The sequence below is a fragment of the Brevundimonas sp. GW821-FHT12E07 genome (genome assembly GCF_058807035.1).
This window is the reverse complement of the sequence record NZ_JBXAQH010000001.1, coordinates 588,466-614,840: the sequence shown is the minus strand read 5'-3', so window position 1 is coordinate 614,840 and position 26,375 is coordinate 588,466. Positions and strand designations below refer to the sequence as shown.

Genomic DNA, 26,375 nt, shown 5'->3' with positions numbered 1-26,375 from the left:
CTAGTGGGCCGAGGCGTTATGGGTCGACGCCCCTTTTCCAGCCGGAGAAGAGTTAGGATGAAAGTTGGCCTAGCAGTCGGCGTGGGCCGGCGCACGGGCGAGGATAAGGCCGCCCGATCCCCCTAGCCATCGCAATCCCCCTCCCCAATCCCAACGATTTCCCGGCTTTCCGCCTTTCTCACCCGCCTCAACCCAGCACGCCCGAAAGCCCGCCTATAATGCTCGCGTCCTGTCGTCAGGGGGCTCGCTCGGCCGGCGATCCGAAGCGGCGGCGGGAACGGAGGGAGTGGGCGCGACCCGGGGGCGGAGACGCCGAAGGGGACGCGAAGTCGAGCCGGTGCAAGTCCGGCTGGCTCAGGGGCGGGGAGGAGTACCCGTACCGGTCCGGCAGGAGGTCGTCGCCTCCGCCGCCCACGGCGCGCAGACGGGGCGTTCGTTAAGAGCGAAGCCAGGCCCTCGGCGCAGTCGAAAACCGTCCGTGCGGAGCGAAGTGTCTTTGCCGAAACTTACATACCCTATCGGTCCCGGGCGAAGGCCCGTCGCTCCGCCAAGGCCCCCGAACTTCAGCGCAGGCGCGCGTGAGTGTGATGACACACGTCACCTCCCCATCGGCGAAGGCCGATGGGGAGGACAGGCGGCATATCCTCCCCACGCAGTGGGTAGGGGGACCGCGAAGCGGTGGAGGGGCCGATCGCGAAGCGATCGGGGGCCGCCAGGAGGGGGCAACGCGATGTTTCCGGTCAGCGACTTTCAACGCCTGTGTCGCCCTCTCCTGGTCGTCGCTACGCGCCGACCTGTCCTCTCCATTCGCCTTCGCGAATGGAGAGGTGAGCCAAAATCCATGCTAACCTCCACCGCATGAGCAACGTCTTCGATCGCGAAGCCCGTTCCCGGGCCCGGGGCGCCATCCCCGGCCACAAGCGCCCCTCGACTGGCGCGCGTCATGTCGCCAAGGCCTCGGCCGGCGCAGGCGCGGTCGGCGCGGGCGCCGTCGGGACCCTCGGGCTGGGCAGTTTCATGGTCGGGGCCATGGCGATCGGGGCGGTGGCCATCGGGGCGCTGGCCATCGGTCGGCTGTCGGTGAAGCGCGGCCGGTTCGAGCGGCTGCATATCGGCGAGCTGACCGTCGACCGGTTGCGCCTCGGCCGGATCGAACACCTGGACCACGACTGACCGCATGAACTTCACCGGCTTCGCCGCCGCCGACCTGGCCTTTCTGACCGGTCTGGCGACCAACAACGACCGCGACTGGTTCACCGCCCATCGCGCCGCCTATGACGAGGGGCTCAAGCCCGGGCTGGCGGCCCTGATCGACGACCTCAACCCTCTGCTGGCGGCGGCCGGCATCCCCCTGCGCGGTGATGCGAAGAAGAGCCAGTTCCGCATTCACCGCGATGTGCGCTTCTCCAACGACAAACGTCCGTACAAGGCGCATGTCGCCGCCACCGTCAGCCGCACCGGCCCCGACGGCGAGTGGCGCAAGATGTCGCCGGGCATGGTCTATATCCATATCGAGCCCGAGGGCGGCTCGCGGGCGCCGGTGCTGGACTTCGATCCCGACAGCATCGACCCGCTGGATCCCTCCACCCTGCCCTCGGCGCGCGGCGCGGTCGTCGCGGCCAGGCCGGAGACCGAAGAGGACAGCTATTCCGGCTCCGGCCCCTTCGTCGCCGCCGGCTTCTGGCTGTCGGAACGGCCCAATATCGACGCCGTCCGCCGCGCCATGGTCGCCAATCCGGCGGCCTATCTGGCCATGGTCGAGTCGCTGGAAAAGGCCGGCCTCGAGCTCGCGCCCGGCGATCCGGTCAAGAAGATGCCGAGGGATTTCGCCGATCACGCCGGCGGCCCGCTCGACCCCGCCCTGAAGCGCACCCGCTGGATCGTCCGCCGTCGGCTGACCGGTGTGGAGATCGGCTCGGATCGCCTGCCCGGCGTCATCGCCGCCTTCGCCGCCGACGCCCGGCCCCTGCTCGAGTTCGGCTGGAAAGCGCTCGGGAATGCGGCGACATGACCCGCAGTTGTGATTGGCCCGTCGCCCGCAACCGTCGTAGCCTGAGCCGTCGCAACGGAGACGTCCCATGCTGCCCCTGATGCTGATGCTGGTCGCCGATCCCCTGACACCGCCCACGGCCGCGCCGTCCGCCCCGAGCGTCCGGATGATCGACGCCGAGGGGACGATGCGCGCGGTGAACCGGACCGTCGACGCCGCGCAGGCGCAGTGCCGCAACGGCGCGTTCCAGCAGGCCGACAACGGCACGGTCATCGTGGGACGAACGACCCCCGGCCGCCCGTCCACCCCGGTCGTTCGGTCGGCGTCGCCCACGGTTCAAAACGATCTGATGTTCCGCCAGGGCGATCCGGTCAGTCTCACCCTGCTGCTGGAGCGCCAGATCGGCGGCTGCTCCGCGCCGATCTCCTATGACGTTGCGCCCGACGGCCGCCTGCCCAGCTTCCCGGCGCGCGCCGACTAGGCGCAAACGGCCGCGACGACGGCCTCGATCCGCTTACGGATATCCGGCACGGCGATGGTCTCCCAGAAGGCCGCCCGGGCCGGGGGACCGAGGACGAACAGCGAAGCGTCCGGCGTCCCGTCGGCGTGCAGCACCCGCCCGGAGGCGTCGAGTTCGAGCCCCAGCCTGAGCGGATCCATCCGCGCCCGGCCGCTCTCGATCAGGGGCTTGGTCAGCGGATCAGTCGCCGCCGAATGGGCCGGACCGGTGCAGTCGATCATCCACCCGGCGGTCAGGCACTCGGCCGAGCCTCCGCCCCTCGGGGACCAGTGGACCGTGACGCCGTCGGCGCCGGTCTCGACCCGCCCCAGCCGCCCGGCCAGAACGCTCAGCCGCCCGCCTGCCTTCAGCGCATCCAGCGCATGACCGATGCGGGCCGCGATCCGGTGCCGATGCACATCCCACCAGGGCCGCAGATGCCGGACCATCCGGGCGCGCTGATCGGGCGTCGCGGCGATCCAGAGATCGGCCGTGATCGGACGATAGGCCTCCATCACGCAGCGCCAGCACCCCTGCCGGGCCAGTTCGCGCACCGTCTTCAGCCTCCGGGACAGCGGCCCGGACAGCGCCTCGGGCGGCAGGGGCGTCGGCGTATCCGGAAACAGATTATGCGGCCTCGGCATCAGCCCCCGCCGCGACAGGGCCGTCGCCTTGCCGGTCCAGCCGCGTGCGACCAGCACCTGAACCATATCGACCATGGTCAGGCCCGTGCCGACGATGACGACGTCGTCGGTCGGGCCGATCCGGTCCAGCGCCCCCGGCGCCCAGGGATCGCCGATGACCCAATCGCCGCGCCCCTCGCCGGCGTTCGGGGCCGGATTGCCGGTGCACAGAACGACCGTATCGGCCTCGACGGTCTCCCCGTCCGACAGGGTCAGGCCGGAAGGCGTGACGGCGGCGACGCTCCCGACCCGGCGCTCGATCCGCCCCGGATGCGCGGCCTCGACCGCCGCCAGCCGGGCGCGGACATAGTCGCCATAGACCTTGCGCGGGGCGAAGTGGGAAGGCTCGGCCAGATCGGGGCGATTGGCCTTCAGCCAGTCGACGAAGTCGTCGGGCCGACCTTCGACCGCCGTCATCCGGTTGGACCGGACATTGAGCAGATGGCCTTCGAACGGGGTCGAATAGGCGACGCCGAGGCCGACCTCGGGCGTGGCGCTGATCAGGACGCAGGACAGGCCGCTCTCGGCCAGGCGGGCGGCCAGCATGGCGCCGGAAAACCCGCCGCCGACGATCGCGATCCGCTTCACAGACTCAGTCACGACCGCTCCGGCTCATGCCCCGGTTCTGGACCGGGTCGCCTGCGGCGTCAAACCGCAGGCCGGCGTCGCGGCTCAGATTTCCTGATTGTAGTCGGTGACGCCGTGGGCGGCGAGGCGCGGCTTCATCTCCTGACGGAACAGGTCGCGCATGTCGTCGGCCGAGCGCATGCTTTCGACCACCACGACCATCTCCGGCTTGTTCGAGGAGGCGCGGATCAGCACCCAGGAGCCGTCCTCCAGATGGACGCGGGCGCCGTTGACCGTGATCACCTCGACGATCTTGCGGCCCAGGATCGAGCCGCCGGCGGCGAACAGGGCCTCGTATTCGGCGACCAGCTTTTCGAGCACCTGATACTTGGTCTCGTCGGAGCAATGCGGGGACATCGTCAGCGACGTCCAGGCGTCGGGCAGGGCCGTCTTCAGCTCCGACAGGCTCTTGCCCGGATTTCGGTCCAGCATGGCCAGAACCGCCCCGGCGGCGACGATGCCGTCGTCATAGCCGTGGCCCAGCGGCCCCGAGAGGAAGAAGTGGCCTGACTTCTCGAACCCGGCCAAAGCGCCGAGCTCGGCGGTCTTGCGCTTGATGTAGGAGTGGCCCGTCTTCCAGTAGACGGTCGTGGCGCCGTTGGCCTTGAGGACCTCGTCGGTCTTGTAGAGGCCCGTCGACTTCACATCGACGACGAAGGTGGCGTCCTTGTGGATCGCCGACAGGTCGCGGGCCAGCATGAGGCCGATCTTGTCGGCGAAGATCTCCTCGCCGGTATCGTCGACCACGCCGCAGCGGTCGCCGTCGCCGTCGAAGCCGAGGGCCAGGTCGGCGCCCGTCTCACGCACTTTGGCCGCCATCTGGACCAGCATGGCATGGTCTTCCGGGTTCGGATTGTATTTGGGGAAGGTGTAGTCGAGGTCGGTGTCCATCTCGATCACCTCGGCGCCCATCAGGCGCAGGGCTTCGGGCGCGAAGACGCCGGCGGTGCCGTTGCCACAGGCGCAGACGACCTTGAGCGGGCGGGTCAGCTTCGTCTTGGCGGCGACGTCGGCGATATATTGCTCGCGGAAGCCCTCGACGCGCTCCAGACGGCCGCCGGGACGCGAAACGCCCTTGCCTTCCAGCACCAGGGTCTTGAGCCGGCCCATCTCGTCGGGGCCGAAGGTCAGGGGCGGCTGGGCGCCCATCTTGACCCCGGTCCAGCCGTTCTCGTTGTGCGAGGCGGTGACCATGGCGACGCAGGGGGCGTTCAGGGCGAACTGGCCGTAATAGGCCATCGGTGACAGGGCCAGGCCGATGTCCAGCACCTCCATCCCGCCGTCCAGCAGGCCCAGGATCAGGGCCTGTTTGACGCTGAGCGAATAGGAACGGAAGTCATGGCCGACAACGATGCGCGGCTGTACGCCGATCTCGTGCACATAGGTCGCCAGCGCCAGGCCGAGCGCCTGGATGCCCAGCAGATTGATCTCCTTTTCCAGGATCCAGCGTGCGTCGTACTCGCGAAACCCGGTCGGCTTCACCAGAGGCGTGATCTCGTAATCGGCCGTGTTCGGAACCAGGTCCTGGCGGGGCTTCAGCATGCGAAATTCCAGAGAGAAAAGGAGATCAGGGCCAGCCGAGCGCAAGCAACGTCAGGGCCGCCGCACCCACTGCGGCCAAGGCGAAAAACCAACGATCGGACATAGGAAAAAATCTATAGAGGGAGGCGGTTGCGGGAACAACCGGGCGCGGCCGTCGTATATCGCGGTTCATCAATCCGTCACGGTCGCCGCTTGACCCCTGAAGGGTCGCGTCCTAGGCCGAGGGTCCATAAAATTCCCAACCGCGCGACCGGCTCCCTACCGGTGCGACGCCGGAGCCGACCATGCCCCGTCTGATCCTTCTTCGTCACGGCCAGAGCCAGTGGAACCTCGAGAACCGCTTCACCGGATGGGTCGACGTCGATCTGACGGCGGAGGGCGAGGCCCAGGCCCGTCGCGGCGGCGAACTGATCGCCGAGGCCGGCTTCAAGCCGGCGGTGATGTTCACCTCGGTCCTGACGCGCGCGAAGCGCACCGGCGCCATCGCCCTGCAGGCGGCGGGCCTGAAGGACGTTCCGACAATCGAGGACTGGCGGCTGAACGAGCGCCACTACGGCGGCCTGACGGGCCTCGACAAGGCCGAGACGGCGAAGCTGCACGGCGAGGATCAGGTCAAGGTCTGGCGCCGCAGCTATGACGTGCCGCCCCCGCCGCTGGCCCCCGGCGGCGAATGGGACTTCACCGCCGATCCCCGCTACGCCGGTCAGGACATTCCCGACACCGAGAGCCTGAAGACCACGCTGGATCGCGTCCTGCCCTATTGGGACAGCGCCATCGCCCCGCGCCTGAAGGCCGGGGAAGACGTGCTGATCGCCGCCCACGGCAACTCGCTGCGCGCCATCGTCAAACACCTGTTCGACGTGCCCGACGACAAGATCGTCGGGGTCGAGATCCCGACCGGCAATCCGCTGGAGATCGATCTGGACGCCGACCTGAAGCCGACGGCGGCGCGTTATCTGGATGCAGGACGGGCCGAGAGCCTGCCGGCCATCGCGTGAGCACGTCAGAGGCGGAAGACGCCCGCTACATGGCCCAGGCCATCGCCCTGGCTCTGGGGCGGATGGGCGAGACCTGGCCCAACCCCGCGGTCGGCTGCGTCATCGTCAAGGACGGACGCGTCCTGTCCGAAGCCGCCACCGCGCCCGGCGGCCGCCCCCACGCCGAGGAACAGGCCGTGCCCGCCGCCGGCCCGGACGTCGCCGGATCGACCGCCTATGTGACGCTGGAGCCCTGCGGGGCGCGGTCATCCGGCCGCCAGTCCTGCGCCCACTATCTGGCCGAGGCCGGCGTGGCCCGCGTGGTCGTGGCCTGCCTGGACCCCTCGCCCTTTGCCTCGGGCCGGGGCGCTGAGCGGTTGCGCCAGGCGGGGACCGAGGTCGAGGTCGGACTGCTGGCCGACCAGGCCATCGTCCTGTGCGAGGGCTTCCTGCACCGGCTGGAGACCGGCCGTCCCATGGTCCGCATCAGCGAGGACGGCCAGGGCTTCGACGCCCGCTTCGTCGCCTCGCCGCGCGCCGATCTGGTCACCGAGCTCAAGCGGCTGGGCGAAGCCGGCTACACCCGCCTGTGGACCGGCCCCGGCGAACTGGCCGACGCCCTCGCCGAGCAGGGGTTGCTGACCGTCTAGATCCTGAGTGACTTGAGACCCGCTTTTTTGAGTGATCGCTGTTCAGTTTTTGGCGCGTTTGCGGACAGTATCCGGACAGGCGAAACCCCGGTTTTCTCAAGGCTTCCTTAAGCGCGCGAGCGGATATTGGGCGCCATGGGAGCCCTGTCAGAGGACCAACTTCGCAAGCGGATCAGCCAGCAAGAGCTGAACGTCATCTGCGCCCGACACGACCGCCTGTGGCAGGCGCGGCCGGGCGGGGCGCGTGCGGTCTTCGCCTGGATGGATCTTTCGGGCCTCGACCTCAGCGGCCGCAACCTCACCGACGCCGATTTCTCCGCCGCCGAGATGCGCGGCTGCGACCTGACCGGCTGCAAGCTGGACAACGCCACCTTCTTCGGCACGGACATGCAGGAAGCCGTGCTGGTCGACGCCAGCCTGAGGCGCGCGGATCTGCGCGGCGCCTGTCTACGCGGCGCCGACCTGTCGGGCGCCGACCTGTTCGAGGCCGATCTGCGCGAGGGCACCCTGGCCACGGCCAACGCCAAGGACGGCTTCCGCATCGTCGAACCCAAACGCAACCAGACCCAGGCCCAGGGCGCCTGTCTGGCCGGCGCCAATCTGCAGCGGTCGCGCCTGTCGGGCGTCGCAGCCCAGTCGGCGGACTTTTCCGACGCCATCATGAAGGACTGCAAGCTGGTCCGGGCCAATCTGAAGTCGGCCAATTTCCGCGGCGCGGATCTGGCGGGCGCCGACCTGTCCGGCGCGGACCTGACCGGCGCCGATCTGCGTGACGCCGTCCTCGTGGGGATCACCGCGACCATGTGGCGAGCCGACGGGGCCAATATGGAGGGCGCCCTGACCGACAAGGCCTCGGCCGGCGCTCCCGTCGCCAAGATGCCCGCCGCCGACATGCTGCATGACCACGCCGTCTGGTGCGAAACCGGCGGCGTCCAGGGCCAGCCCTCGGTCTTTGACGGCGTCGACCTGCGCCCCCTCGGCTCCATCACCGGCCTGAACCTGACGGCCCTGTCGGCCAAGGGCGGCGTCTTCTACGGCCTGGATATGGAAGGGGTTCAACTCCAGGGCGCCCAGCTGCAGGGGGCCGACCTGCGCTCGACCAAACTGCGGCGCGCCGACCTGCGCGGCGCCCGGCTGAACGGGGCGCGTCTGGGCGGGGCGGATCTGCGCGAGGCCCAGCTGGGTCCGCTGATGCTGGGCCCCGATCGTCTGCTGCCCGCCGACCTGACGGGGGCGTCGCTACGCGGCGCCGATCTGTCGGGCGCCGATCTGCGCCGCGCCATTCTCTGCGAGGCCGATCTCAGCCGGGCCAGCCTGCACGGCGCCCATGCCAAGCTCGCGGATTTCACCGGCGCGACCCTGGTCGGGACACGCGGCTATGATCCGAAGGACCACGCGGCATGACCGTGGCCCGCCGCAAACTGCCCCAGGGCGATCTCGACGTGTTGATGGCGGCCCACGCCCGCTTCGTCGAAGGCAAGGCCAACGGTCGCCGCCTGTCGCTGAAATTCATGGACCTGACCGGGCTGGACCTGCGCGGCCGGCTGCTGGACGACGCCGACTTCACCGGGTCCTCGCTGGAAAACGCGAGGCTGAAGGGCGCGCGGATGGAACGGGCCATCCTGTTCGGCTGCGACCTGCGCGGCGCCGATCTGTCCGACACCATCCTGATCCGCGCCGACATCCGCGGCGTCTGCCTTCAGGGCGCCAGTCTGGAAAACGCCGACCTGACCCAAGCCGACTTCCGCGAGGGGGTCATTGCCGTGCCGCACGCGACCCAGGGCCTGTCGGAGGTCAAGCATGAGAAGCGCACCGGCCTGGCCGACGGGGCCAGCTTTGCCGGCGCCACCCTGGACGGGTCGCGCTTCGACGGGGTCAGCGCCCACAAGGCCGACTTCACCGACTGTTCGATGCGCGGCGCCGTCCTGACCCGCGCCAATCTGAAGGACGCCGACCTGTCCGGCGCCATGCTGGAGAACGCCCAGGTTTCGGGCGCCAACCTCGCCGGCGCCCGGCTGATCGGGGCCGATCTGTCTGGCGTGAAGATGGAAGGCGCCCGGCTCGACAAGACCGATCTGTCCGGAACCTTGAGAACTCCGACGGCCGCCGCCATCGAGCGGGCCGAGATTCTGATGACCCTAGCGCTGGACGCCAACGCCTGGGCCGAGAGCGGCGGGGTGCTTGGCCTGCCCGCGGTGTTCGACGGCGAGGACCTGCGCCCGCTGGGCACACGGCTGAACACGCTGAAACTGCCCGCCCTGAGCGCCCGGGGCGCCTGTCTGGTCGGGATGGATCTGAGGGGCGTGGCGCTTCAGGGCGCCAATCTGGAAAAGGCCGATTTGCGCGGCGCGGACCTGTCGGGCGCGGATCTGCGCGGCGCCCGTCTGGTCGGGGTTCTACTCAACAAGGCCAATCTGACCGGGGCGCAGTTAGGGCCTCTGCCCATGGGCGGCGGACGCTCCTTGCCCTCGACCCTGGCCGACAGCCGGCTGCGCTACGCCTGCCTGAGGAATGCCGATCTCGGCCGCGCCTGTATGGACCGGGTCGATTTGTCGGGCGCCGATCTGCGCGGCGCCAACCTGCAGGGCGTGACCTTCAAGGACGCCCGCGTGGACCACACCAACGGCATCGCGTCGGTCGAAGCCGCGTAAAAAAGGGCGACGCCTGCGCGCCGCCCTCTCTCGTCTTCCAGCCTCGCGATTGGAGGCTGGTCAGCCATCGCTTACGCGGCGGCGGATTCGCCTTCGATCAGCGGGGTTTTGGCCGTGCCGATCTCGATGCGGCGGGGCTTGAGGGCCTCGGGCAGCTCACGCTTCAGGCTGATGGCGAGCAGGCCGTTATCGAGGTTCGCATCGGTCACGACGACATAGTCGGCCAGCTGGAAGCGGCGCTCGAAATCGCGCTCGGCCAGGCCGCGGTGCAGATAGGTCTTCTGCGGGGCCGTTTCGTCATTGGCGGTCTTGCGGCCGGTGACGGTCAGCAGGTTTTCCTTGACCTCGATATTCAGCTCTTCGGGCTTGAAGCCGGCGACGGCGATCTCGACGCGATAGGCGTTCTCGGCGGTCGTCTCGATGTTGTAGGGCGGCCAGCCGGCGGCTTCGCTGGTGCGCGCGGCGCTTTCCAGCTGACGGGCCAGACGGTCGAAGCCGACGGCCGAACGATAGAGGGGGGTGAAGTCGATGGTACGCATGTCGATCTCCTGATGATCAGCAAGATTGAGCCTTCCCGCGTTTTGCCCGGGAAGGCGGTGGGGGATCAGGTCCGCGGTCCCTGTTGGGCCCCGAGGGTCTGAGAAGGCCCGGTGATCGGCGCCTTCGTTACCGATGTGGGATGCGGTTTCGGGCGCGCAAGGGGGACGGATTTCCGGACGTTTCGTCGCCTTGCTTCGGCCACCCGAGCCGTTAGGGATGGCGGGCCCCTTCTGGAGACGACCATGCGCCTGATCGCCCTCGCCCTCTCGGCCGCCCTGCCCCTTGCCGCGATGGCCGCCCCCGTTCTGGCCCAGGATGCGCCCAGCGTCGGCGAGACCCCGGCCCAGCGCGCCGCGCGCCGCGCCGCCATGCCCCCGCCGGTCCTCCAGGAGGACGAGGCGCTTCAGTCCGCGATCGGATCGTCCACCCGTCCCGCCGCGGACGTCGCCCGCGACGGCCAGCGCCATCCGCTGGAGACCCTGACCTTCTGGGGTCTGACGCCCGGTCTGACTGTGATCGAGATCGAGCCTGGCTCGGCCAGCTGGTGGCGCCACATCCTGGAGCCCTACGCCGCCGCGACCGGCGGGACCTATGTCCCGGTCGCCAAGCCGCTGGAGGGGATGGGCGTCGCCGATGGGACGGCCGACATGGTCGTGGTGGCCCGCGCCTTCCACAACTGGGCCCGCGACGGCCGCACCGAGCCCTATCTGGCGGCCTTCTTCAAGGCGCTGAAGCCTGGCGGAATTCTGGCCGTCGAACAGCACCGCAGCGCCGAGGGCCTGAACGTCGCGACCACGGCGCCCACCGGCTATGTCCCCGAAAGCTACGTTATCCGCGCCGCCCAAGCCGCCGGCTTCGTGCTGGAGGCGCGCAGTGAGGTGAACGCCAACCCGAAGGACGATCACGACCATCCGTTCGGCGTCTGGAGCCTGCCCCCCGTGCGACAGTCGCAGGCGCGCGACGGAAGCGGCGCCCTGACCCCGGCGCAGCGGGCGGAACTGGACGCCATCGGTGAGAGCGACCGCATGACCCTGCGCTTCCGCAAGCCGTTCTGAGATCGTCGTCGCCGGGGCTCTGATCACGCCTTCGCGTGCGGCTTTGACGACCGCGACGAAGCCCGTTAAGCCCGTTCAACCCGAGCAGAACCGCAAGGTTCAGGACCGCAAGGTTTGGGGGCGGCTCGGCGGGAGACCCGTATGCAGAAACGCGAGCCGTCCGAGCGGAAACCACAGTCGATGACGGGATCGCGCCGATCCCTGCTGGCGGGGCTGTGCGCCTGCGCCGCCGTCGCGCCGCTGGGTCTCGCCGCCTGCGACCGCAAACCCAAGCCTGCGCCCAAGGTCGAGACGCCTGCGCCGACCGCCCCGGCCGGTCCGCCTGAAGGCTCGCTGGAATGGGCGATCCAGGGTCCCTGGCGCGCCGCGGACCGCACCCGCGACGCCTGGCGCCATCCGATGGAGACCCTGCGCTTCTTCGGCTTGCAGCCGAACATGACCGTGGTCGACTTCTGGCCCGGCAGCGGCTGGTACACCGAAATCCTGGCCCCCTATCTGTCGCGCGGCGGCGGGACCTATTTCGCGGCGGGCTTCAGCACCGGCCCCGGCGCCGATCCGGCCCAGGCGGCCCTGATGGCCAACTACCAGACCCGATTCACCGCCGACAAGAAGCTGTACGGCGACATCAAATTCTCCTCGTTCGGACCGTCGTCGGGGGATGTGGCTCCTCCGGGCACGGCCGACCTCGTGCTGTTCATGCGTAACATCAACGCCTGGATGGCCACGGGCATCGCCGAAAAGGCCTTCGCCGACGCCTTCCAGGCCCTGCGGCCCGGCGGCGTCCTGGGCATCGAACAGCACCGGCTGGCCCCGGACGAGGATCAGGATCCCGCCGCCGCCAACGGCTATGTGCAGGAAGCCTTCGTCAAACAGCTGGCCGCCGAAGCCGGATTTGTTTTCGTCGCGTCGTCGGAAATCAACGCGAATGAAACAGATACCAAGGATCATCCGTTCGGTGTCGGAACCCTGCCCCCGCAAAGCCTCACGGCCCCGCAGGGCCAGGCGCCCGATCCCACGTTCGATCGCAGCAAATACGATGCGATCGGCGAGAGCGACCGCATGACCTTGAAGTTCAGGAAACCTGAGTGAACCGCGCCCAAGCCTTCGCCGCCAACGCCCCGCTGATGGGCGTGCCCGGCGCCTCGTCGCCGCCCGGAGGCCAGGGCGACTGGTTCCGTGGAGCCGGCGGCCTGCGTCTGCGCGCCGCCTTCTGGACGCCCTCGACCCTGGTCGCCGCCAAGCCGCGCGGCACCGTCATCCTGTCGCCCGGCCGCACCGAGCCGATCGAGAAATATTTCGAAGTGATCGGGAATTTTTTGGCGCGCGGATTCTGCGTCCTGGCCCATGACTGGCGTGGTCAGGGCCTGTCGGCCCGCCTGCTTCCCGACCGCCTGAAGGGCCACGCCCGGGCGGTCGAGGAGTTCCTCGACGACTATCACCGCCTGCTCGACGCCTTCGAGGCCCGCGCGCCCAAGCCGTGGATCGTGGTCGGCCATTCGATGGGCGCGGCCCTGAACCTGCTGACGCTGGAAAACGGCGAGGAGCGGTTCTCCGGCGCCGTGCTCTCCGGCCCGATGCTCCGCATCAAGACGGGCAAGCGCTCGATGTGGTCGGTCAAGCTGGCCGTGCGCTGGAACCTGCGTCACGGCAAGGCCGGAGACTTCGTTCTGGACGATCCGGACGATCCCTTCGACCACACCTTCGAGAAGGACGCCCTGACCACGGACGAGACCCGCTACGAACTGTGGCGGCAGCAGCTGTACGCCTGCCCGCACCTGGCGGTCGGCGGCCCGACCTGGGGCTGGCTGGCCTTCGGCCTCGACGCCGGCGAGCGGGCGCTCAAGCCCAAGGCGCTGAAGAACGTCAAGATTCCTTGCACCTTCGTCCAGGCCGGCGAGGACGACCGCGTCTGGAAACAGACCAACAAATGGGCGGCCAAACGTCTGGGCCGCGGCCGCTACGTCGAGGTCCCGGGCGCCAAGCACGAGATCATCATGGAGACGGACGACCTGAGGGCGCATTTCCTCAGCGAGTTCGACGCCATGGCCGACTACGTGGCCCCGACCCAGGACCTGCGCCCCCTGCCCCAGCCCGACGACGTCGAAGTCGGCGCGGCTTGATTTAGGGCGCTAACGCGCGCGACGCGGTCGCGCGCTGCTTGAGCGCGGGTATTTGTTTTCAGAGCGCCGCGCGTTTCAGTGTGACCAGCGCCTGTTCGCGGATGCGGACGTCGCCGACGGCCAGGATCTGGCCCGTGCCGTCGACCGGTTCGCCGCGCCAGTTGCTGACCTCGCCGCCGGCGGCCTCGACCACCGGGATCAGAGCCGACCAGTCCCACAGCTTCAGGCTGGTCTCGGCGACCAGATCCATGCGACCGGCCGCCACCATGGCATAGGCATAGGCGTCGCAGCCGTAGCGGGCGAGACGCGCGGCGGCCCGCACCTGGGTCCAGGCCCCCAGTTCCGATCCGGTGAAGATTTCAGGATCGGTTGTGGAAATGACCGCGTCGGTCAGACGCTCGCAGGCGCGGGTCTTGATCGGCCTCGTCTGGCCCCGGCTCATCAGCACGGCGCCGGAAGGGCCACCGAGGAAGAGCTCGCCGAGATAGGGCTGGGAAATCGCGCCGACGGACGGCGTCCCCGCGACCCGCAGGCCGATCAGGGTCGTCCATAGCGGCAGTCCGGAAATGAAGGCGCGAGTGCCGTCGATGGGATCCAGAATCCAGACATGCTCCGCATCCGGACGATCCTCGCCATACTCCTCGCCAATGACCCCGTGATGGGGATAGCGGGCGGCGATCAGGCGGCGAATAGCGGCCTCGGCGTCCTTGTCGGCCTGGGTGACCGGATCGAAGGAACCGGGCCCGGCCTTGTTCTCCTCGGCATAGTCGCCCCGGAAGAACGGCAGGGTCACCCCGGCCGCTTCACGGGCCAGTTCGACGGCGAAGGCTTCGAATTCGGTCATGAGGGGCGAGGGCCGAGCATTGTGGGGTCAGGGTCGCGATGACCTCTACCCCGCCCGGTCGCCGGTGTCCTCCCCCAAGGACCGCCGCCGGGTCTGCAATCTCAGCCCTCGCCTCTCGCCCCCCGAACCCGGAGAACGCCCAACGGCCTCAGGCCGCCGGTTCTTCAGCGTGGAGAGACTTGGCCAGATCCAGCAGGCGGCGGCGCGGACGCTCGCCGAGCTGGTAATAGGCCTGGATCAGATCGAGGGTTTCCTTGCGGGAAAACATCTCACCGCCGTTGGCCCCGGCCGCTTCCTTGCGTTCCATGGCTTCGGTCAGGCCGTCGTAGAAATAGTTCACCGGCGATTCCAGCGCCTCGGCCAGCTGCCACAGGCGGGCGGCCGAGATGCGGTTGGCGCCGCACTCATACTTCTGGATCTGCTGGAAGCGGATGCCGACTTGCAGCGCCAGCTGTTGCTGCGTCAGGCCCAGCAGGCGACGGCGGCGACGCAGGCGGCGGCCCAGGTGAAGATCGATGTCGGTGGCCATGGCCCCATATTCCCCGTTTGGCGGGCTGTCCCGAAATGGAACGGCTCGCCTTGATCGCCGCAAACGATGTGCCGCTTTCCCCAAGGGAGGGAGTAGCCGCGTTCGACGAACGTTTTATAGGCGCAGGTTACGGGCGGACGGCGCCGATGCCTGTCCCAATCCCGAGACGCAACCTCCTCGGGCCACGGGAGTTCTCGTCGCCAGAGCAGTCAAGCTTTGGAGGAGGTTTCAATGAACATTATCTTCTGGATCATCGTCGGCATCATCGCCGGCTTTCTGGCCGAAAAGATCATGGGCCGGAATCACGGTCTGCTGACCAATCTGGTCGTCGGCATCCTGGGCGCCATTCTGGGCGGCTGGATCGCGGGCGCGCTCGGCTTCGCATGGGGCGGCTGGATCGGTTCGACGATCGTGGCGACGCTCGGCGCCTGTCTGCTGCTGTTCCTGCTGGGCCTGGTCAAGCGTCGCGCCTGACCCGGAACGCCGGACAAAAAAAGGGGCGGTCCTCAAGGGCCGCCCCTTTCTTCATGCCTGAAAGACAGTGCGCTTACTGAACCGGCGGCGCCCGGTTGAACTCGCCGGAGCTCCAGGCGGTGACCACGGCGTCGCCCTGAACACTGGCGCCGGAGGCCGGCACCGAACGCAAGGTCCCGTCGGCCGAGCGAACGACGAAGCTCTCGACCCGGCCGGCCGAGTTGCGGGTCAGACGAACGACCGAGCCCAGCATATTGCCGTCCGAGCCATGGACCATGGCGCCCGTCGAGATGTTCAGGCTGGCGTCCGCGCCGTTGCGGTCGGCGGCGACCCGGGTGTCCGACTGGACCGAGGCCGAGGCGGAGGTGTTGGCGGCGCTGCTCGCGGCCGATCGGGCCTCGCGCGTGGTGTCGTGCACGGTGCTGCGGGTCATGTCGGCCGCGCCTCGTACGGTCGAGCCGACCTGGCCGGTGATGGGAGCGGTCTGGGGCAGACCGACGCCGACATTGGCGCCGACCTGGGAGCCGACAGTCCCGCCGAGCACCTGGGCCGAGGCCGGAAGGGCGATCGCGAGGGCGGCCGCCGCAGTGGTCAAAAGAAGGGTACGCATCCTGGTTTCCTCATTGTTGGGCGCCGAGGGGACGCCAATGAACGAAGAAACGCGCCGGCAAGCCGACGCGTTTCATGGGATTAACGATCCGAAGCCGGATCAGAGGACGATCAGGCTTGCGGCTGGACCGGCGGGGCCGCCGGTTCTTCCGGAGCCGGAGTCTCGGTCGGGGTCGGTTCGGTCGCCGGAGTTTCGGTCGGGGTCTCCGTGGTGGTGGGAGCGGCTTCAGGCGAGGCCGAATCCGGGGCGGGCTGCGCCGGGGCTTCGGTCGAGGCCGGAGCGGCCGACGAAGCGGCGTCAGGCGTGCTGCCCGGAATGGCGGGGGCGGCGGTGAACTCGGCCGTGGTCCAGCCGACGGTCACGCCCGTACCTTCGGGCTTCAGGCCGGCGAGCGGCACACCTTTCAGCTGGCCGTCCGTGCCGCGCACGGTCAGCTCCTGGGCGCCGGCGTTGTTGCGCACGCCTTCCAGCTTGCCGAGGACGGCGCCGTCCGAACCCTTGACGTCCGAGCCGGGCTGCAGGGTCAGGGTGCCGGACGATTGGGCCGGCGCGGCGGCCGGAGCGGCCGCGGGGGCCGCGGTCGGGGTCGGGGTCGGGGTCGGGGCGGGCGCGGGCTGCGCGTCCTGGGCGAAGGCGGCCGGGGCTGCGGTCAGCATCAGGCCGGCGATGCCGGTCAGAAGGGCGGTCTTGCGGATCATGTCCGTTCTCCGAATATCTGCGCGGCCGGGGCGCCGCAGGGTTACAAACCCGCAATGTTTCGGATTGTTTCCGCTGCCCAGAAATGACCCCGGAGCGGTCACGATTGGACGATTCACGGGATCGTGGCATCAGGGTCGGATGACGAACGAAGCCGAACCGCGACGCGGCGTCGCCCGCCGCCTTGCGGGCCTGGCCAAGGAGGCGACGCCCCAGATCTTCGCCGTGGCCGTCTTCGCGGTCGGGGCCCTGATGATCATTTCGGCGGTGACCCCGGCCTTCTCCGACCGCCTGCGCGCGCTCAGCGGATCGGTGTCGCCGGTCCTGATCGAACTGTCCCATTTCGCGGCCAGCGTGGTCGGCTTCCTGCTGCTGCTGCTCTCGGCGGGCCTGTGGCGGCGCCGGCGCGGCGCCTACTGGACGGCCCTGGCGGCCATGGGGGCGGGCGTCGTCTTCTCCCTCCTCAAGGGGCTGGACTGGGAAGAGGCCCTGGCCCTGGCGATCATCGCCGCCCTGCTGATCCCCTGCCGGACGGCCTTCAACCGGCGGTCGCGGCTGGTCGAGCCGTTGCGGCCCGGCTGGCTGATCCTGCTGACCACGGCGGTGATCGCGGCGATCTGGCTCGGCTTCTTCGCCTATCGGGACGTCGACTACACCGACCAGCTGTGGTGGAGCTTTCTGACCGACCGCGAGGCCTCGGGCTTCCTGAGGGCCGCGGCCATCCTCGCCATCCTGACCTTGGCCATCGCCGCGGTGTCCCTGCTGTCCTCGCCGGGATCGGGTCGGCGGCGACTGGCCAATCCGCAGGATCGGGCAAAGGCGCTGGCGGCCCTGTCGGAGGCGGATCACGCCACGCCGGAGGCCTGGCTGGCGATGCTGGGCGACAAGACCCTGCTGTTCAGCCCCTCGGGCCGCAGCTTCCTGGCCTATCGCGTGCGCGGCCGGCGCTGGATCGCCATGGGCGAACCGGCCGGGCTGAGGAGCGAGCGGCAGGACCTGCTGTGGGCCTTTGCCGAACTGGCCGACAGCTATGGCGGCTCGGCCGTCTTCTATTCGGTCGGCGAAGGAGTGCTGGCCGATCTGGCGACCATGGGTCTGGCCATGCGCAAGGTCGGCGAGACCGCCGTGGTGCCGGTCGCGGCCTTCTCTCTGGAGGGCAAGTCCAAGCAGAACCTGCGCACCGCGATCAATCGCGCCGAGCGCGAGGGGGCGAGCTTCGAGGTCCTGCCGCCGGGCTCGGCGAGCGGACAGGCCGACGCGCTGAAGGCCGTGTCGGACGCCTGGCTTGAGGATCACAACGGGGCGGAGAAGGCGTTTTCTCTGGGCCGGTTCGACCTCGCCTATCTGGACCTGACGCCACTGGCCGTGGTGCGGCAGACCACCGAAGCGGCGCCGGAGGGACGCATCGTGGCCTTCGCCAACCTCCTGCCCGGCGAGGGGGACGACCGCGAGGTCGCCATCGACCTGATGCGTCACCTGCCCGACGCCCCTCCCGGTGTGATGGACTATCTGTTCATCCGCGCCATCCAGTGGGCGGCGACGGAGAGCTTCGAGGCCTTCGATCTCGGCATGGCGCCGTTGGCGGGGCTGGAAGATCGTCGACTGGCGCCCGTCTTCGCCCGCGTCGGGGCGCTGGTGTTCGAGGAGGGCGGCGCGCTTTACGGCTTCCAGGGTCTGCGCAGTTACAAGTCCAAATTCGCCCCCGACTGGCGCGCCCGCTTCATCGCCGCCCCGGTGTCGACGCCCCTGCCTCTGGCCCTGCTGGATGTGGCCCTGCTGACCAGCGGCGGCTGGCCGGGCATGTTGGGGCTTGAAGCCCCGGCGAAACATCCGGCCCGAGAAAGGACGTAAGCAGCGCTAGGGTCTGGCTTAAGCTTATTTCGTGAGGGGACGGGGACCCTGCCCGGCTATGACCCCCGCCCGAGCATCGAGGACTATGCCTTGCCGACCCTGACCCACCTCCAGCGACTGGAGGCCGAGAGCATCCACATCCTGCGCGAGGTCGTCGCCGAGGCCGAGCGCCCGGTCATGCTCTATTCCGTGGGCAAGGATTCGGCGGTGATGCTGCATCTGGCGGCCAAGGCCTTCTGGCCCTCGCCTCCGCCCTTCCCCCTGCTGCACGTCGACACGACGTGGAAGTTCCGCGCCATGTACGAAATGCGCGAGCGGATGGCCAGGGAGCTCGGGTTCGAGTTGCTGGTGCACCGGAACCCCGAAGCCCTGGCCAAGGGCATCAATCCGTTTGACCACGGCTCGGCCCTGCACACCGACCTCTGGAAGACCGAGGGACTGAAGCAGGCGCTGGACCTCTACGGTTTCGACGTGGCCTTCGGCGGGGCGCGACGCGACGAGGAGAAGTCGCGGGCCAAGGAGCGCATCTTCTCCTTCCGCTCGGCCGGCCACCGCTGGGACCCCAAGGCGCAGCGGCCCGAGCTGTGGCGGCTCTATAATGCCCGCAAGAGCCCGGGCGAGAGCATCCGCGTCTTCCCCATCTCCAACTGGACCGAGCTGGACATCTGGCAATACATCCATCTGGAGAACATCCCGATCGTGCCCCTCTACTACGCCGCCGAGCGGCCCGTGGTGGAGCGAGACGGCCAGATCATCATGGTCGATGACGACCGGATGCCGCTGAAGCCGGGCGAGACGCCGCAGATGAAGTCGGTGCGGTTCCGGACGCTGGGCTGCTACCCCCTGACCGGGGCGGTGGAGAGCACCGCCGACACCCTGCCGGCCATCATCCAGGAAATGCTGCTGACCACGACCTCCGAGCGTCAGGGCCGGGCCATCGACCACGATCAGGCCGGGTCGATGGAGAAGAAGAAGCAGGAGGGCTATTTCTGATGGATCTGCCCTCGAACGCCTACAAGCCGTCGGACCTGATCGAACAGGACATCGACGCCTATCTGACGGCCCACCAGACCAAGTCCCTGCTGCGCTTCATCACCTGCGGCTCGGTGGACGACGGCAAGTCGACCCTGATCGGGCGGCTGCTCTATGATTCACGCCAGATCTTCGAGGACCAGTTGGCCCAGTTGGAGGCGGATTCGAAGCGGGTCGGCACGCAAGGCCAGAACATCGACTTCGCCCTTCTGGTCGACGGACTGACCGCCGAGCGGGAACAGGGCATCACCATCGACGTGGCCTACCGTTTCTTCGCCACCGACCGCCGCAAATTCATCGTCGCGGACACCCCGGGGCATGAGCAGTATACGCGCAACATGGTCACCGGCGCCTCGACCGCCGATCTGGCCGTCATCCTGATCGATGCGAGGAAGGGCGTGCTGACCCAGACGCGGCGGCACAGCTTCCTCGTGTCGCTGATGGGCATCCGCCATGTGGTGCTGGCGGTGAACAAGATGGATCTGGTCGGCTATGATCAGTCCGTCTTCGACGCCATCGTCGCCGACTATGCGGCCTTCGCCGAACAGGTCGGGCTCAAGAACGTGCTGGCCATCCCTCTGTCGGGACTGGCCGGGGACAATATCGCGACGAAGAGCGACAACACCCCCTGGTACTCCGGCCCCGCCCTGATGGAGCATCTGGAGACGGTCGAGCTGGACGCCGACCGGCTGCAGTCCAAACCGTTCCGCATGCCGGTGCAGTGGGTCAATCGGCCCAATCTCGACTTCCGCGGCTTCTCCGGCCTGATCGCCTCGGGTGTGGTGCGGCCCGGCGATGCGGTGCGGGTCGAGCCCTCGGGCCGGATCTCGACCGTCGCCCGGATCGTGACAAAGGATGGCGATCTGGATCAGGCCCTGGCCGGACAGTCGGTGACCCTGACCCTGACCGACGAGGTCGACTGCTCGCGCGGCGACATCCTGGCGACAGCCGCCTCCGCCCCCGAGGTCGCCGACCAGTTTGAAACCACCATCGTCTGGATGGCCGACGAGCCCCTGCTGCCCGGCCGCCCCTATCTGCTCAAGATCGGCGCCCGGACGGTCTCGGCCCAGATCACCGAGATCAGGCACGAGATCAACGTCAACACGCTGGAAGAGCGGGCGGCGAAGTCCCTGCCGCTGAACGGCATCGCCGTCTGCAACCTGTCGCTCGACCGGCCAATCGGCTTTGATCCGTATTCGGAGGTTCCCGACACCGGCGGCTTCATCCTGATCGACCGGATGAGCAATGCGACGGTCGGGGCCGGGATGATCCGCTTCGCCCTCAGGCGGTCCCAGAACATCCACTGGCAGGCGCTGGACGTCACCAAGGCCTCGCGCGCCAGTGATCTCGGCCAGAAGCCGGCGGTGATCTGGTTCACCGGCCTGTCGGGCGCGGGCAAGTCGACCATCGCCAATCTGGTCGAGAAGAAGCTGCGGTTCGAGGGCAAGCACACCTATCTGCTGGACGGCGACAACGTCCGCCACGGGCTGAACCGCGACCTGGGCTTCACCGACGCGGATCGGGTCGAGAACATCCGCCGCGTGGGCGAGGTGGCGAAGCTGATGGTCGACGCCGGCCTGATCGTCCTGACCGCCTTCATCTCGCCGTTCCGGTCAGAGCGGCGGCTGGCGCGCGAACTGCTGGGGCCGGGCGAGTTCTTCGAGGTCCACGTCAACACGCCTCTGGCCGTCGCCGAGGCCCGCGACGTCAAGGGCCTCTACGCCAAGGCCCGCTCGGGCGCGCTCAAGAACTTCACTGGTGTGGACAGCCCCTATGAGGCCCCGGAAAGTCCAGAGATCGTGGTCGATACGGCCTCGATGACGCCGGAACAGGCGGCGGAGATGATCGTCGAACGCCTGCGCACCGGCGGCTATCTGCGCCCCGATCCGGAGTTCTCGGAAGGCGGCGGGGTCTAGGACCGCACACAGAAAAAAGGCCGCGTCAGACGACACGGCCGAAGTTTTCTTGGGAGGAAACACCCTGGAAGGAGGGTGGAACGCCGAAGCGCTCCACCCCTATCTGGGGATGATCCCTGCAGGTACAAGCGTCGCTGTTCCCATTGCGTTCCCATTTGTGCGAATCCCGGTCTATCGTCGCGGCTCGCCGAACGGGAGCGCCGCCTGAATGACCGAGACCCTGTCCGCCGCCCAGGCGCGCCGCATCGCCCTGGCCGCACAAGGGTTCGGTGGGCCGCAGGGCGCCCTGACCGCGGCCGCCTTTCGCCGCACGGCGCGCAAGCTGGGCGTGATCCAGATCGACAGCGTCAATGTCGTCACCCGCACCCATTACCTGCCTGCCTTTTCGCGTCTGGGCGCCTATCCGCGCGACCTGCTGGAGAGCGAGGCCTGGGGGAAGAAGCGCAGCCTGTTCGAATACTGGGGGCATGAGGCCTCGCTGCTGCCGGTCGAGACCCAACCCCTGTTCCGCTGGCGCATGGCGGCGGCCGAGGCCGGGGAAGGCATCTGGGGATCCATCGCCCGCTTCGGTCATGAGAAGAGCGACTATGTCGACGGCATCCTGACCGAAATCGGCAAGCGGCGCGGCGTCACCGGCGGTGACTTCGCCGAGGGGCCACGCGGCGCCCCCGGTTGGTGGGAGTGGTCGGACGGCAAACGGGCGCTGGAATGGCTGTTCTGGACAGGCCAGATCACCACCCTGACCCGGCGCGGGTTCGAACGGGTCTATGACCTGCCCGAACGCGCCCTCCCCCGCGCCGTGGTCGAGGCGCCGACGCCGAGCCGGGAGGACGCCCAGCGCGAACTGGTGCGGATCTCCGCCCGGGCCATGGGGATCGCCACCGCCGCCGACCTGCGCGACTATTTCCGCCTGCCGCTCGCCGACAGCCGGGCGCGGATCCACGAGCTGGTCGAGGCGGGCGAGCTGATCCCGGTGACCGTCAAGGGCTGGAACAGGCCGGCCTTCCTCGACCCCGCCGCGCGAAAGCCCCGTCGCATCGAGGGGGCTGCGCTACTGTCGCCGTTCGACAATCTGATCTGGTTCCGGGAACGAACCGAGCGGCTGTTCGGGGTCCGGGTCCGGCTGGAGATCTACACCCCCGCCCACAAGCGCGAGCACGGCTACTACGTCCTGCCCTTGCTGCAGGACGAGGCCATCACCGCCCGCGTCGATCTGAAGAGCGATCGCAAGGGTTCGGCCCTGCTGGTTCAGGCCGCCTGGCGTGAGCCGGGCGCCAATGCGGAGACGCCGCGCATCCTCGCCGAACAGCTGCGCGCCATGGCCGGCTGGCTGGGGCTGGAGCGGGTCGAGGTCATGGAAAAGGGCGACCTTTCGGCCGCCCTTTCGGAAGCGCTCAGAGAAACGGCTTAGGCTTCGATGATCGTCTGAACCCAGTTGTGCGGGTCGGCAACGCGGCCGCGCTGGATACCGACCAGCTTGCCCAGCATGTCGGTGGTCACCGGGCCCGGCTTGCCGTCGCCGATGGTGAAATCGCCGCCGGGCGAAACCACCTTGGAGATCGCGGTCAGGACCGCGGCGGTGCCGCAGGCGAAGGCCTCGACCACCTCGCCCGAAGCCACGTCGGCGCGCCACTGTTCGAAAGCGTAGGGGGCCTCGCGCACGGTGACGCCGGCGTCCTTCGCCAGCTGGATGATCGAGGCGCGTGTTACGCCTGGCAGGATGGTGCCGCCCAGCGGCGGGGTCTGCAGCGAGCCGTCCTTGAAAACGAAGAAGACGTTCATCCCGCCCAGTTCCTCGATCCACTTGCCCTCGGCGGCGTCGAGGAAAACGACCTGGTCGCAGCCGTTGGCCACGGCCTCGGCCTGGGCGATCAGGCTGGCGGCGTAGTTGCCGCCGCACTTGGCCGCGCCGGTGCCACCACGCGCGGCGCGGGTGTAGTGCTCCGACACGCGGATGGTGACGCTGTTCTTGCCGCCCTTGAAATAGCCGCCGACGGGCGAGGCCAGGACGACGAACAGATATTCATTGGCCGCGCGCACGCCGAGGAAGGCCTCGGTGGCGATCATGAAGGGGCGCAGATAGAGGCTGCCCTCGCCTTCCGGGATCCAGTCGGCGTCGGTCTTGACCAGTTCGGCGACGGCCTCGAGGAACAGCTCTTCCGGCAGGACCGGCATGGCCAGACGCTCGGCCGAGGCGGCGAAACGGCGGGCGTTCTGTTCGGGGCGGAACAGCGCCACGCGACCGTCGTCGGTCTTGTAGGCCTTCATCCCCTCGAAGATTTCCTGGGCGTAGTGCAGGACCGAGGCGGCCGGATCGAGCGGGATCGGGCCGCGCGGCTCGACCTTGTGCGAATGCCAGCCCTGACCCGCCGTGTAGCGGATGGTCACCATATGGTCGGTGAACACGCGGCCGAAGCCCGGATCTTCCATCAGCACGGCGCGGTCGGCGGCGGTGACCAGCGAGGGGTGGGGAACGCGGGTGAAGGCGGCGGTCATGAGGCGGTCTCTCGCAGCAGAGGAGCTTGGGCGCGCATGGAATACCCGCGCGCGGCCGTGACACCTAGCCGGATTTTACCACCAAGGTCGATTCTTTCGACGATCCGGACGCTGACCGCGGAGAAGAAAGACCGTCGTTACCGTCGGTGAGGCGCCTGCGAGACCAGCAGCAGGATGAACAGCCCCAGGACCGCCGCCGGCGAAAGCGCCCGGGGATGGAACGGGCCGCTCATGCCGACGTCCCTGAACAGGATATCCTCCACCAGATCGGGATCGTCGCTCAGCACGCTCCAGCTGTCGAACAGCCGGCCGGTCACGGTCCGGGACTGGATGAGGGTCGTTTCCTCGTTCACGCCTTCGTTGCGCAGGGACAAGCACGACACCCAGATCGCCGTGGTCGCCAGCTTCAGCTTCTGAAGCCCGCCCCCTGACTGTCAGTCCATCCCGAACGACCAGGCATGGCCGAACTGGATATAGAAGGTCGTATCGCCTCCCTGTCCGACCGCGAGATCGACCCCGGCGCCGCCGCCGGGAAGCCCGCCCTAGTTGCTGAGCGGCAGGCTCCGTCCGTCGAACGGACCCTCGGCCTGGGTCACCGACCTCGACCGGATCGCGGCGAAGCGGCCGAAGTCACCGTCTCCGGCGAGATGCGGCGCCAGCAGGGCGCGCTGGATATTGCGCAGGGCGCGCAGGTCCAGGCCGTCATAGCGGACCCCGCCGCCCAGATCCTGGCAGATGATCTCGATCTGAACGATCATCTGGGCGGGGTTTTCGGGCGGATGCGCCAGGATGCTGGCTTCCGCGAGCTCGATGCGGTTGAGGCCGTTCTCATCCTCGCATTCGAGGTTTTCGGGCAGTTGTTCCTCGGCATTTTCAGCCCAAAGCAAGGCGTGGCTCATGAAGGCCGGGTGATCAAACACCGCCATGGTTGTTACTCCGATACAGGTGATGGAATGCGGCGCGCGCCGCGTGATTGAAAGGCTCAGACCGCCGGCTGGCGTCCCTGGGCGATGCGGGTAAGGGCCCGCCCCTCCCAGGCGCCGAACAGGGCGATGCCCATCATGAAGAACCAGGAGAACCAGCGGATCGAGACCATGGTCCATGCGAGGGTGTCCAGCCTGAGCAGCGCCACCAGATGGGTCGACAGCGCCATCAGTTGGCAGCCGGCCGCAAAGACCAGCCACCAGCGATCCCGGGTCAGGGCCATCCAGAGCAGGAGGACGAACAGGACCAGGGAGGACAGCGCCACCGCCCAGCGAAACCCGCCGACCGTGTAGGTCTCGATGACGGGCGTCAGCAGCAGGACGGCGATGAGCAGCATCGCCCCCCGCCTCTCGGGCCATCCTCCCAGCCCCGCCAGGATGAAAAGGGCGGTGAAGGAAAAGACGACAAAAGGCGTAAGGACGAGACCCGGCACGTGATGGTCCTCAGGCGACGACCGAAAGGTGGCCGGTCGTGACCCCGGTCGGGACGGGCTTGCTTTCGGTGGCGCCGTCCATGCGCCAGACGACGCCATGATCCTGGGCGACTTCCAGCAGTCCCCCGTGCGCCGAAACCGTCGCCATCCGCGCCGTATTCAGGGCGGACAGTCCGGTGACGATCTCGGTCAGACTGTCCTGGCCGACGGCGGCGGCGAGGTTCGCGGCCTTGCGCCCGTCAACCATCTGGGCGCCGAGGCGGAACATCTCGGCGAGAGCCGTATCGACGGCATGTTCGGTGGTGCGCAGCTGGCGTGCGATCTTGACGCCGGCTTCGTGCTTGTTGGTCATGTTCTGGTCCCCCACGGGTGCGATCTTCAAATCGCGTCAGATCGCTCCAGGCGGCGCCAGTCGATTGCCCAGATCCGCCAGCGCATTGACCAGGGCGATCCCGAGCAAGGCCAGGCCGGTGAGGCCCAGAAAGGTCAGGATCACCCATCGCAACCGGCCTGCGGTTCCCGGTAGAACCGGGAGGTCACGGCCGAAGAGCTGGGGACGCGGGAGGATCGTTTCCGGCGGCGACGGAGCGGCTGTCGCCACTTGAGGAGGCGTCAGAATCACCACGCCGGGTATGTCGATCGCGCCGTATAGCGGATGAACCGCTAGTCGCCCCATGGCGTCGCGCCGGTCGGAGGCGCCCAGCCGCCGCATGGCCTCGCGGATGTGGTTGCTGACCGTATCGGGCGAGATGTTCAGAGCGCGGGCGATCTCCTTGTCCGTGCTCGCGGCACGGCGAAGGCACTCGAGCTGCATCGGCGACAACGGCCGGTCCATCTGTCTTCTGCCCCAACGCCGCGAACTATCCCGATCCGCAGGAGGATCATGCCGCTTCGTCGGGCGACGTCCAGCCACCAGCGCGAAAAAATTGCACCGCAGGGGTAATAGCGGGTCGGTTTTTCAACCCTAGGTATATTCTCGGGAGAGATGGCGCACCCGACACGATTCGAACGTGTGACCTTTGCCTTCGGAGGGCAACGCTCTATCCAGCTGAGCTACGGGTGCATTCCGGCGACGACGCGACGGACGACGGGCCTTACAGCAGGACGCGGGCCGCCTCAATCCCAAAGCGATGAAGTCCGACAGCAAACGGCTTCACCGCACTTGGCGAACCCGGC

28 protein-coding genes and 1 tRNA gene are annotated in these 26,375 nt (G+C 68.4%); 15 read left to right on the top strand and 14 right to left on the bottom strand.

Annotated features, from left to right (window positions below):
* Nucleotides 1–858 precede the first annotated feature (858 nt).
* The 3 genes from AC1ROD_RS03125 (at nucleotide 859) to AC1ROD_RS03115 (ending at nucleotide 2,471) form a co-directional block, all read left to right on the top strand.
* On the top strand, nucleotides 859–1,173 hold the full coding sequence (locus AC1ROD_RS03125) for a hypothetical protein (protein ID WP_492946793.1): 315 nt from the start codon (nucleotides 859–861) through the stop codon (nucleotides 1,171–1,173).
* A gap of 4 nt (nucleotides 1,174–1,177) precedes the next feature.
* Nucleotides 1,178–2,011, top strand: a complete 834-nt coding sequence (locus AC1ROD_RS03120) for a DUF2461 domain-containing protein (RefSeq protein WP_492946792.1) — start codon at nucleotides 1,178–1,180, stop codon at nucleotides 2,009–2,011.
* Nucleotides 2,012–2,078: 67 nt separating this feature from the next.
* The gene (locus AC1ROD_RS03115) at nucleotides 2,079–2,471 is read left to right on the top strand and encodes a hypothetical protein (protein WP_492946791.1); all 393 of its coding nucleotides are present in this window, start codon (nucleotides 2,079–2,081) and stop codon (nucleotides 2,469–2,471) included.
* Here AC1ROD_RS03115 and AC1ROD_RS03110 read toward each other — a convergent pair.
* Together AC1ROD_RS03110 and AC1ROD_RS03105 are read right to left on the bottom strand one after the other, a co-directional pair.
* Complete coding sequence (locus tag AC1ROD_RS03110; RefSeq protein ID WP_492946790.1) at nucleotides 2,468–3,772, bottom strand: FAD/NAD(P)-binding protein; 1,305 nt, start codon at nucleotides 3,770–3,772, stop codon at nucleotides 2,468–2,470. The genes AC1ROD_RS03115 and AC1ROD_RS03110 overlap by 4 nt on opposite strands.
* A gap of 72 nt (nucleotides 3,773–3,844) precedes the next feature.
* Nucleotides 3,845–5,341, bottom strand: coding sequence for a phosphomannomutase/phosphoglucomutase (locus AC1ROD_RS03105; protein ID WP_492946789.1), 1,497 nt, complete (start codon nucleotides 5,339–5,341; stop codon nucleotides 3,845–3,847).
* A gap of 284 nt (nucleotides 5,342–5,625) precedes the next feature.
* On the opposite strand from AC1ROD_RS03105, the gene gpmA reads away from it, so the two are divergent.
* From gpmA to AC1ROD_RS03085, 4 genes are all read left to right on the top strand, one after another.
* Entirely contained in the window at nucleotides 5,626–6,339 is a 714-nt protein-coding gene (gene gpmA, locus AC1ROD_RS03100; protein ID WP_492946788.1) for a 2,3-diphosphoglycerate-dependent phosphoglycerate mutase, read from the top strand.
* Entirely contained in the window at nucleotides 6,336–6,968 is a 633-nt protein-coding gene (locus AC1ROD_RS03095) for a bifunctional diaminohydroxyphosphoribosylaminopyrimidine deaminase/5-amino-6-(5-phosphoribosylamino)uracil reductase RibD (protein WP_492946787.1), read from the top strand. Before gpmA ends, AC1ROD_RS03095 begins: the two co-directional genes overlap by 4 nt.
* A gap of 135 nt (nucleotides 6,969–7,103) precedes the next feature.
* The gene (locus AC1ROD_RS03090; protein ID WP_492946786.1) at nucleotides 7,104–8,372 is read left to right on the top strand and encodes a pentapeptide repeat-containing protein; all 1,269 of its coding nucleotides are present in this window, start codon (nucleotides 7,104–7,106) and stop codon (nucleotides 8,370–8,372) included.
* Entirely contained in the window at nucleotides 8,369–9,619 is a 1,251-nt protein-coding gene (locus tag AC1ROD_RS03085; protein WP_492946785.1) for a pentapeptide repeat-containing protein, read from the top strand. The genes AC1ROD_RS03090 and AC1ROD_RS03085 overlap by 4 nt, the downstream gene beginning before the upstream one ends.
* A gap of 71 nt (nucleotides 9,620–9,690) precedes the next feature.
* Here the strand turns inward: AC1ROD_RS03085 and AC1ROD_RS03080 are convergent, their stop codons facing one another.
* Entirely contained in the window at nucleotides 9,691–10,158 is a 468-nt protein-coding gene (locus AC1ROD_RS03080; RefSeq protein ID WP_492946784.1) for an Hsp20 family protein, read from the bottom strand.
* A 243-nt stretch (nucleotides 10,159–10,401) separates the two neighbouring features.
* Here AC1ROD_RS03080 and AC1ROD_RS03075 point away from each other — a divergent pair, with 243 nt between their 5' ends.
* From AC1ROD_RS03075 to AC1ROD_RS03065, 3 genes are all read left to right on the top strand, one after another.
* Nucleotides 10,402–11,214: a class I SAM-dependent methyltransferase gene (locus AC1ROD_RS03075; RefSeq protein ID WP_492946783.1), complete on the top strand. Its 813-nt coding sequence runs from the start codon at nucleotides 10,402–10,404 to the stop codon at nucleotides 11,212–11,214.
* 180 nt (nucleotides 11,215–11,394) lie between these two features.
* Complete coding sequence (locus AC1ROD_RS03070) at nucleotides 11,395–12,303, top strand: class I SAM-dependent methyltransferase (RefSeq protein ID WP_492947726.1); 909 nt, start codon at nucleotides 11,395–11,397, stop codon at nucleotides 12,301–12,303.
* Nucleotides 12,300–13,334 carry an alpha/beta fold hydrolase gene (locus AC1ROD_RS03065; protein WP_492946782.1) on the top strand — a complete coding sequence of 345 codons (1,035 nt, stop codon included), beginning with the start codon at nucleotides 12,300–12,302 and terminating at the stop codon, nucleotides 13,332–13,334. The genes AC1ROD_RS03070 and AC1ROD_RS03065 overlap by 4 nt, the downstream gene beginning before the upstream one ends.
* 58 nt (nucleotides 13,335–13,392) lie before the next feature.
* Here the strand turns inward: AC1ROD_RS03065 and hisN are convergent, their stop codons facing one another.
* Together hisN and AC1ROD_RS03055 are read right to left on the bottom strand one after the other, a co-directional pair.
* Nucleotides 13,393–14,178: a histidinol-phosphatase gene (gene hisN, locus AC1ROD_RS03060; protein ID WP_492946781.1), complete on the bottom strand. Its 786-nt coding sequence runs from the start codon at nucleotides 14,176–14,178 to the stop codon at nucleotides 13,393–13,395.
* A 148-nt stretch (nucleotides 14,179–14,326) separates the two neighbouring features.
* Nucleotides 14,327–14,707, bottom strand: a complete 381-nt coding sequence (locus AC1ROD_RS03055) for a helix-turn-helix domain-containing protein (RefSeq protein ID WP_207868832.1) — start codon at nucleotides 14,705–14,707, stop codon at nucleotides 14,327–14,329.
* Between the two features lie 231 nt (nucleotides 14,708–14,938).
* On the opposite strand from AC1ROD_RS03055, the gene AC1ROD_RS03050 reads away from it, so the two are divergent.
* Nucleotides 14,939–15,181, top strand: a complete 243-nt coding sequence (locus AC1ROD_RS03050) for a GlsB/YeaQ/YmgE family stress response membrane protein (RefSeq protein ID WP_492946780.1) — start codon at nucleotides 14,939–14,941, stop codon at nucleotides 15,179–15,181.
* A gap of 73 nt (nucleotides 15,182–15,254) precedes the next feature.
* Here the strand turns inward: AC1ROD_RS03050 and AC1ROD_RS03045 are convergent, their stop codons facing one another.
* Nucleotides 15,255–15,791: a hypothetical protein gene (locus AC1ROD_RS03045; protein ID WP_492946779.1), complete on the bottom strand. Its 537-nt coding sequence runs from the start codon at nucleotides 15,789–15,791 to the stop codon at nucleotides 15,255–15,257.
* Between the two features lie 110 nt (nucleotides 15,792–15,901).
* Nucleotides 15,902–16,489 carry a superoxide dismutase gene (locus AC1ROD_RS03040; protein ID WP_492946778.1) on the bottom strand — a complete coding sequence of 196 codons (588 nt, stop codon included), beginning with the start codon at nucleotides 16,487–16,489 and terminating at the stop codon, nucleotides 15,902–15,904.
* Between the two features lie 139 nt (nucleotides 16,490–16,628).
* On the opposite strand from AC1ROD_RS03040, the gene AC1ROD_RS03035 reads away from it, so the two are divergent.
* From AC1ROD_RS03035 to AC1ROD_RS03020, 4 genes are all read left to right on the top strand, one after another.
* On the top strand, nucleotides 16,629–18,338 hold the full coding sequence (locus tag AC1ROD_RS03035) for a phosphatidylglycerol lysyltransferase domain-containing protein (protein WP_492946777.1): 1,710 nt from the start codon (nucleotides 16,629–16,631) through the stop codon (nucleotides 18,336–18,338).
* A 90-nt stretch (nucleotides 18,339–18,428) separates the two neighbouring features.
* The gene (gene cysD / locus AC1ROD_RS03030) at nucleotides 18,429–19,331 is read left to right on the top strand and encodes a sulfate adenylyltransferase subunit CysD (protein WP_492946776.1); all 903 of its coding nucleotides are present in this window, start codon (nucleotides 18,429–18,431) and stop codon (nucleotides 19,329–19,331) included.
* Nucleotides 19,331–21,286 carry a sulfate adenylyltransferase subunit CysN gene (gene cysN, locus AC1ROD_RS03025; RefSeq protein WP_492946775.1) on the top strand — a complete coding sequence of 652 codons (1,956 nt, stop codon included), beginning with the start codon at nucleotides 19,331–19,333 and terminating at the stop codon, nucleotides 21,284–21,286. The genes cysD and cysN overlap by 1 nt, the downstream gene beginning before the upstream one ends.
* 208 nt (nucleotides 21,287–21,494) lie before the next feature.
* Nucleotides 21,495–22,697 carry a winged helix-turn-helix domain-containing protein gene (locus AC1ROD_RS03020; RefSeq protein WP_492946774.1) on the top strand — a complete coding sequence of 401 codons (1,203 nt, stop codon included), beginning with the start codon at nucleotides 21,495–21,497 and terminating at the stop codon, nucleotides 22,695–22,697.
* Here the strand turns inward: AC1ROD_RS03020 and AC1ROD_RS03015 are convergent.
* The 7 genes from AC1ROD_RS03015 to AC1ROD_RS02985 all read right to left on the bottom strand — a co-directional run bounded on the left by AC1ROD_RS03015 (nucleotide 22,694) and on the right by AC1ROD_RS02985 (nucleotide 26,262).
* The gene (locus AC1ROD_RS03015; RefSeq protein ID WP_492033977.1) at nucleotides 22,694–23,782 is read right to left on the bottom strand and encodes a branched-chain amino acid aminotransferase; all 1,089 of its coding nucleotides are present in this window, start codon (nucleotides 23,780–23,782) and stop codon (nucleotides 22,694–22,696) included. The two genes, AC1ROD_RS03020 and AC1ROD_RS03015, sit on opposite strands and share 4 nt — an antisense overlap.
* A 137-nt stretch (nucleotides 23,783–23,919) precedes the next feature.
* Entirely contained in the window at nucleotides 23,920–24,156 is a 237-nt protein-coding gene (locus tag AC1ROD_RS03010) for a hypothetical protein (RefSeq protein ID WP_492946773.1), read from the bottom strand.
* 168 nt (nucleotides 24,157–24,324) lie between these two features.
* The gene (locus tag AC1ROD_RS03005) at nucleotides 24,325–24,708 is read right to left on the bottom strand and encodes a hypothetical protein (RefSeq protein ID WP_492946772.1); all 384 of its coding nucleotides are present in this window, start codon (nucleotides 24,706–24,708) and stop codon (nucleotides 24,325–24,327) included.
* A 56-nt stretch (nucleotides 24,709–24,764) separates the two neighbouring features.
* Nucleotides 24,765–25,103 carry a hypothetical protein gene (locus AC1ROD_RS03000; RefSeq protein WP_492946771.1) on the bottom strand — a complete coding sequence of 113 codons (339 nt, stop codon included), beginning with the start codon at nucleotides 25,101–25,103 and terminating at the stop codon, nucleotides 24,765–24,767.
* Between the two features lie 106 nt (nucleotides 25,104–25,209).
* Entirely contained in the window at nucleotides 25,210–25,551 is a 342-nt protein-coding gene (locus AC1ROD_RS02995; protein ID WP_492946770.1) for a hypothetical protein, read from the bottom strand.
* Nucleotides 25,552–25,587: 36 nt separating this feature from the next.
* The gene (locus AC1ROD_RS02990) at nucleotides 25,588–26,034 is read right to left on the bottom strand and encodes a helix-turn-helix domain-containing protein (protein ID WP_492946769.1); all 447 of its coding nucleotides are present in this window, start codon (nucleotides 26,032–26,034) and stop codon (nucleotides 25,588–25,590) included.
* Between the two features lie 151 nt (nucleotides 26,035–26,185).
* A tRNA-Arg gene (locus tag AC1ROD_RS02985) sits at nucleotides 26,186–26,262 on the bottom strand.
* Nucleotides 26,263–26,375: the final 113 nt, after the last annotated feature.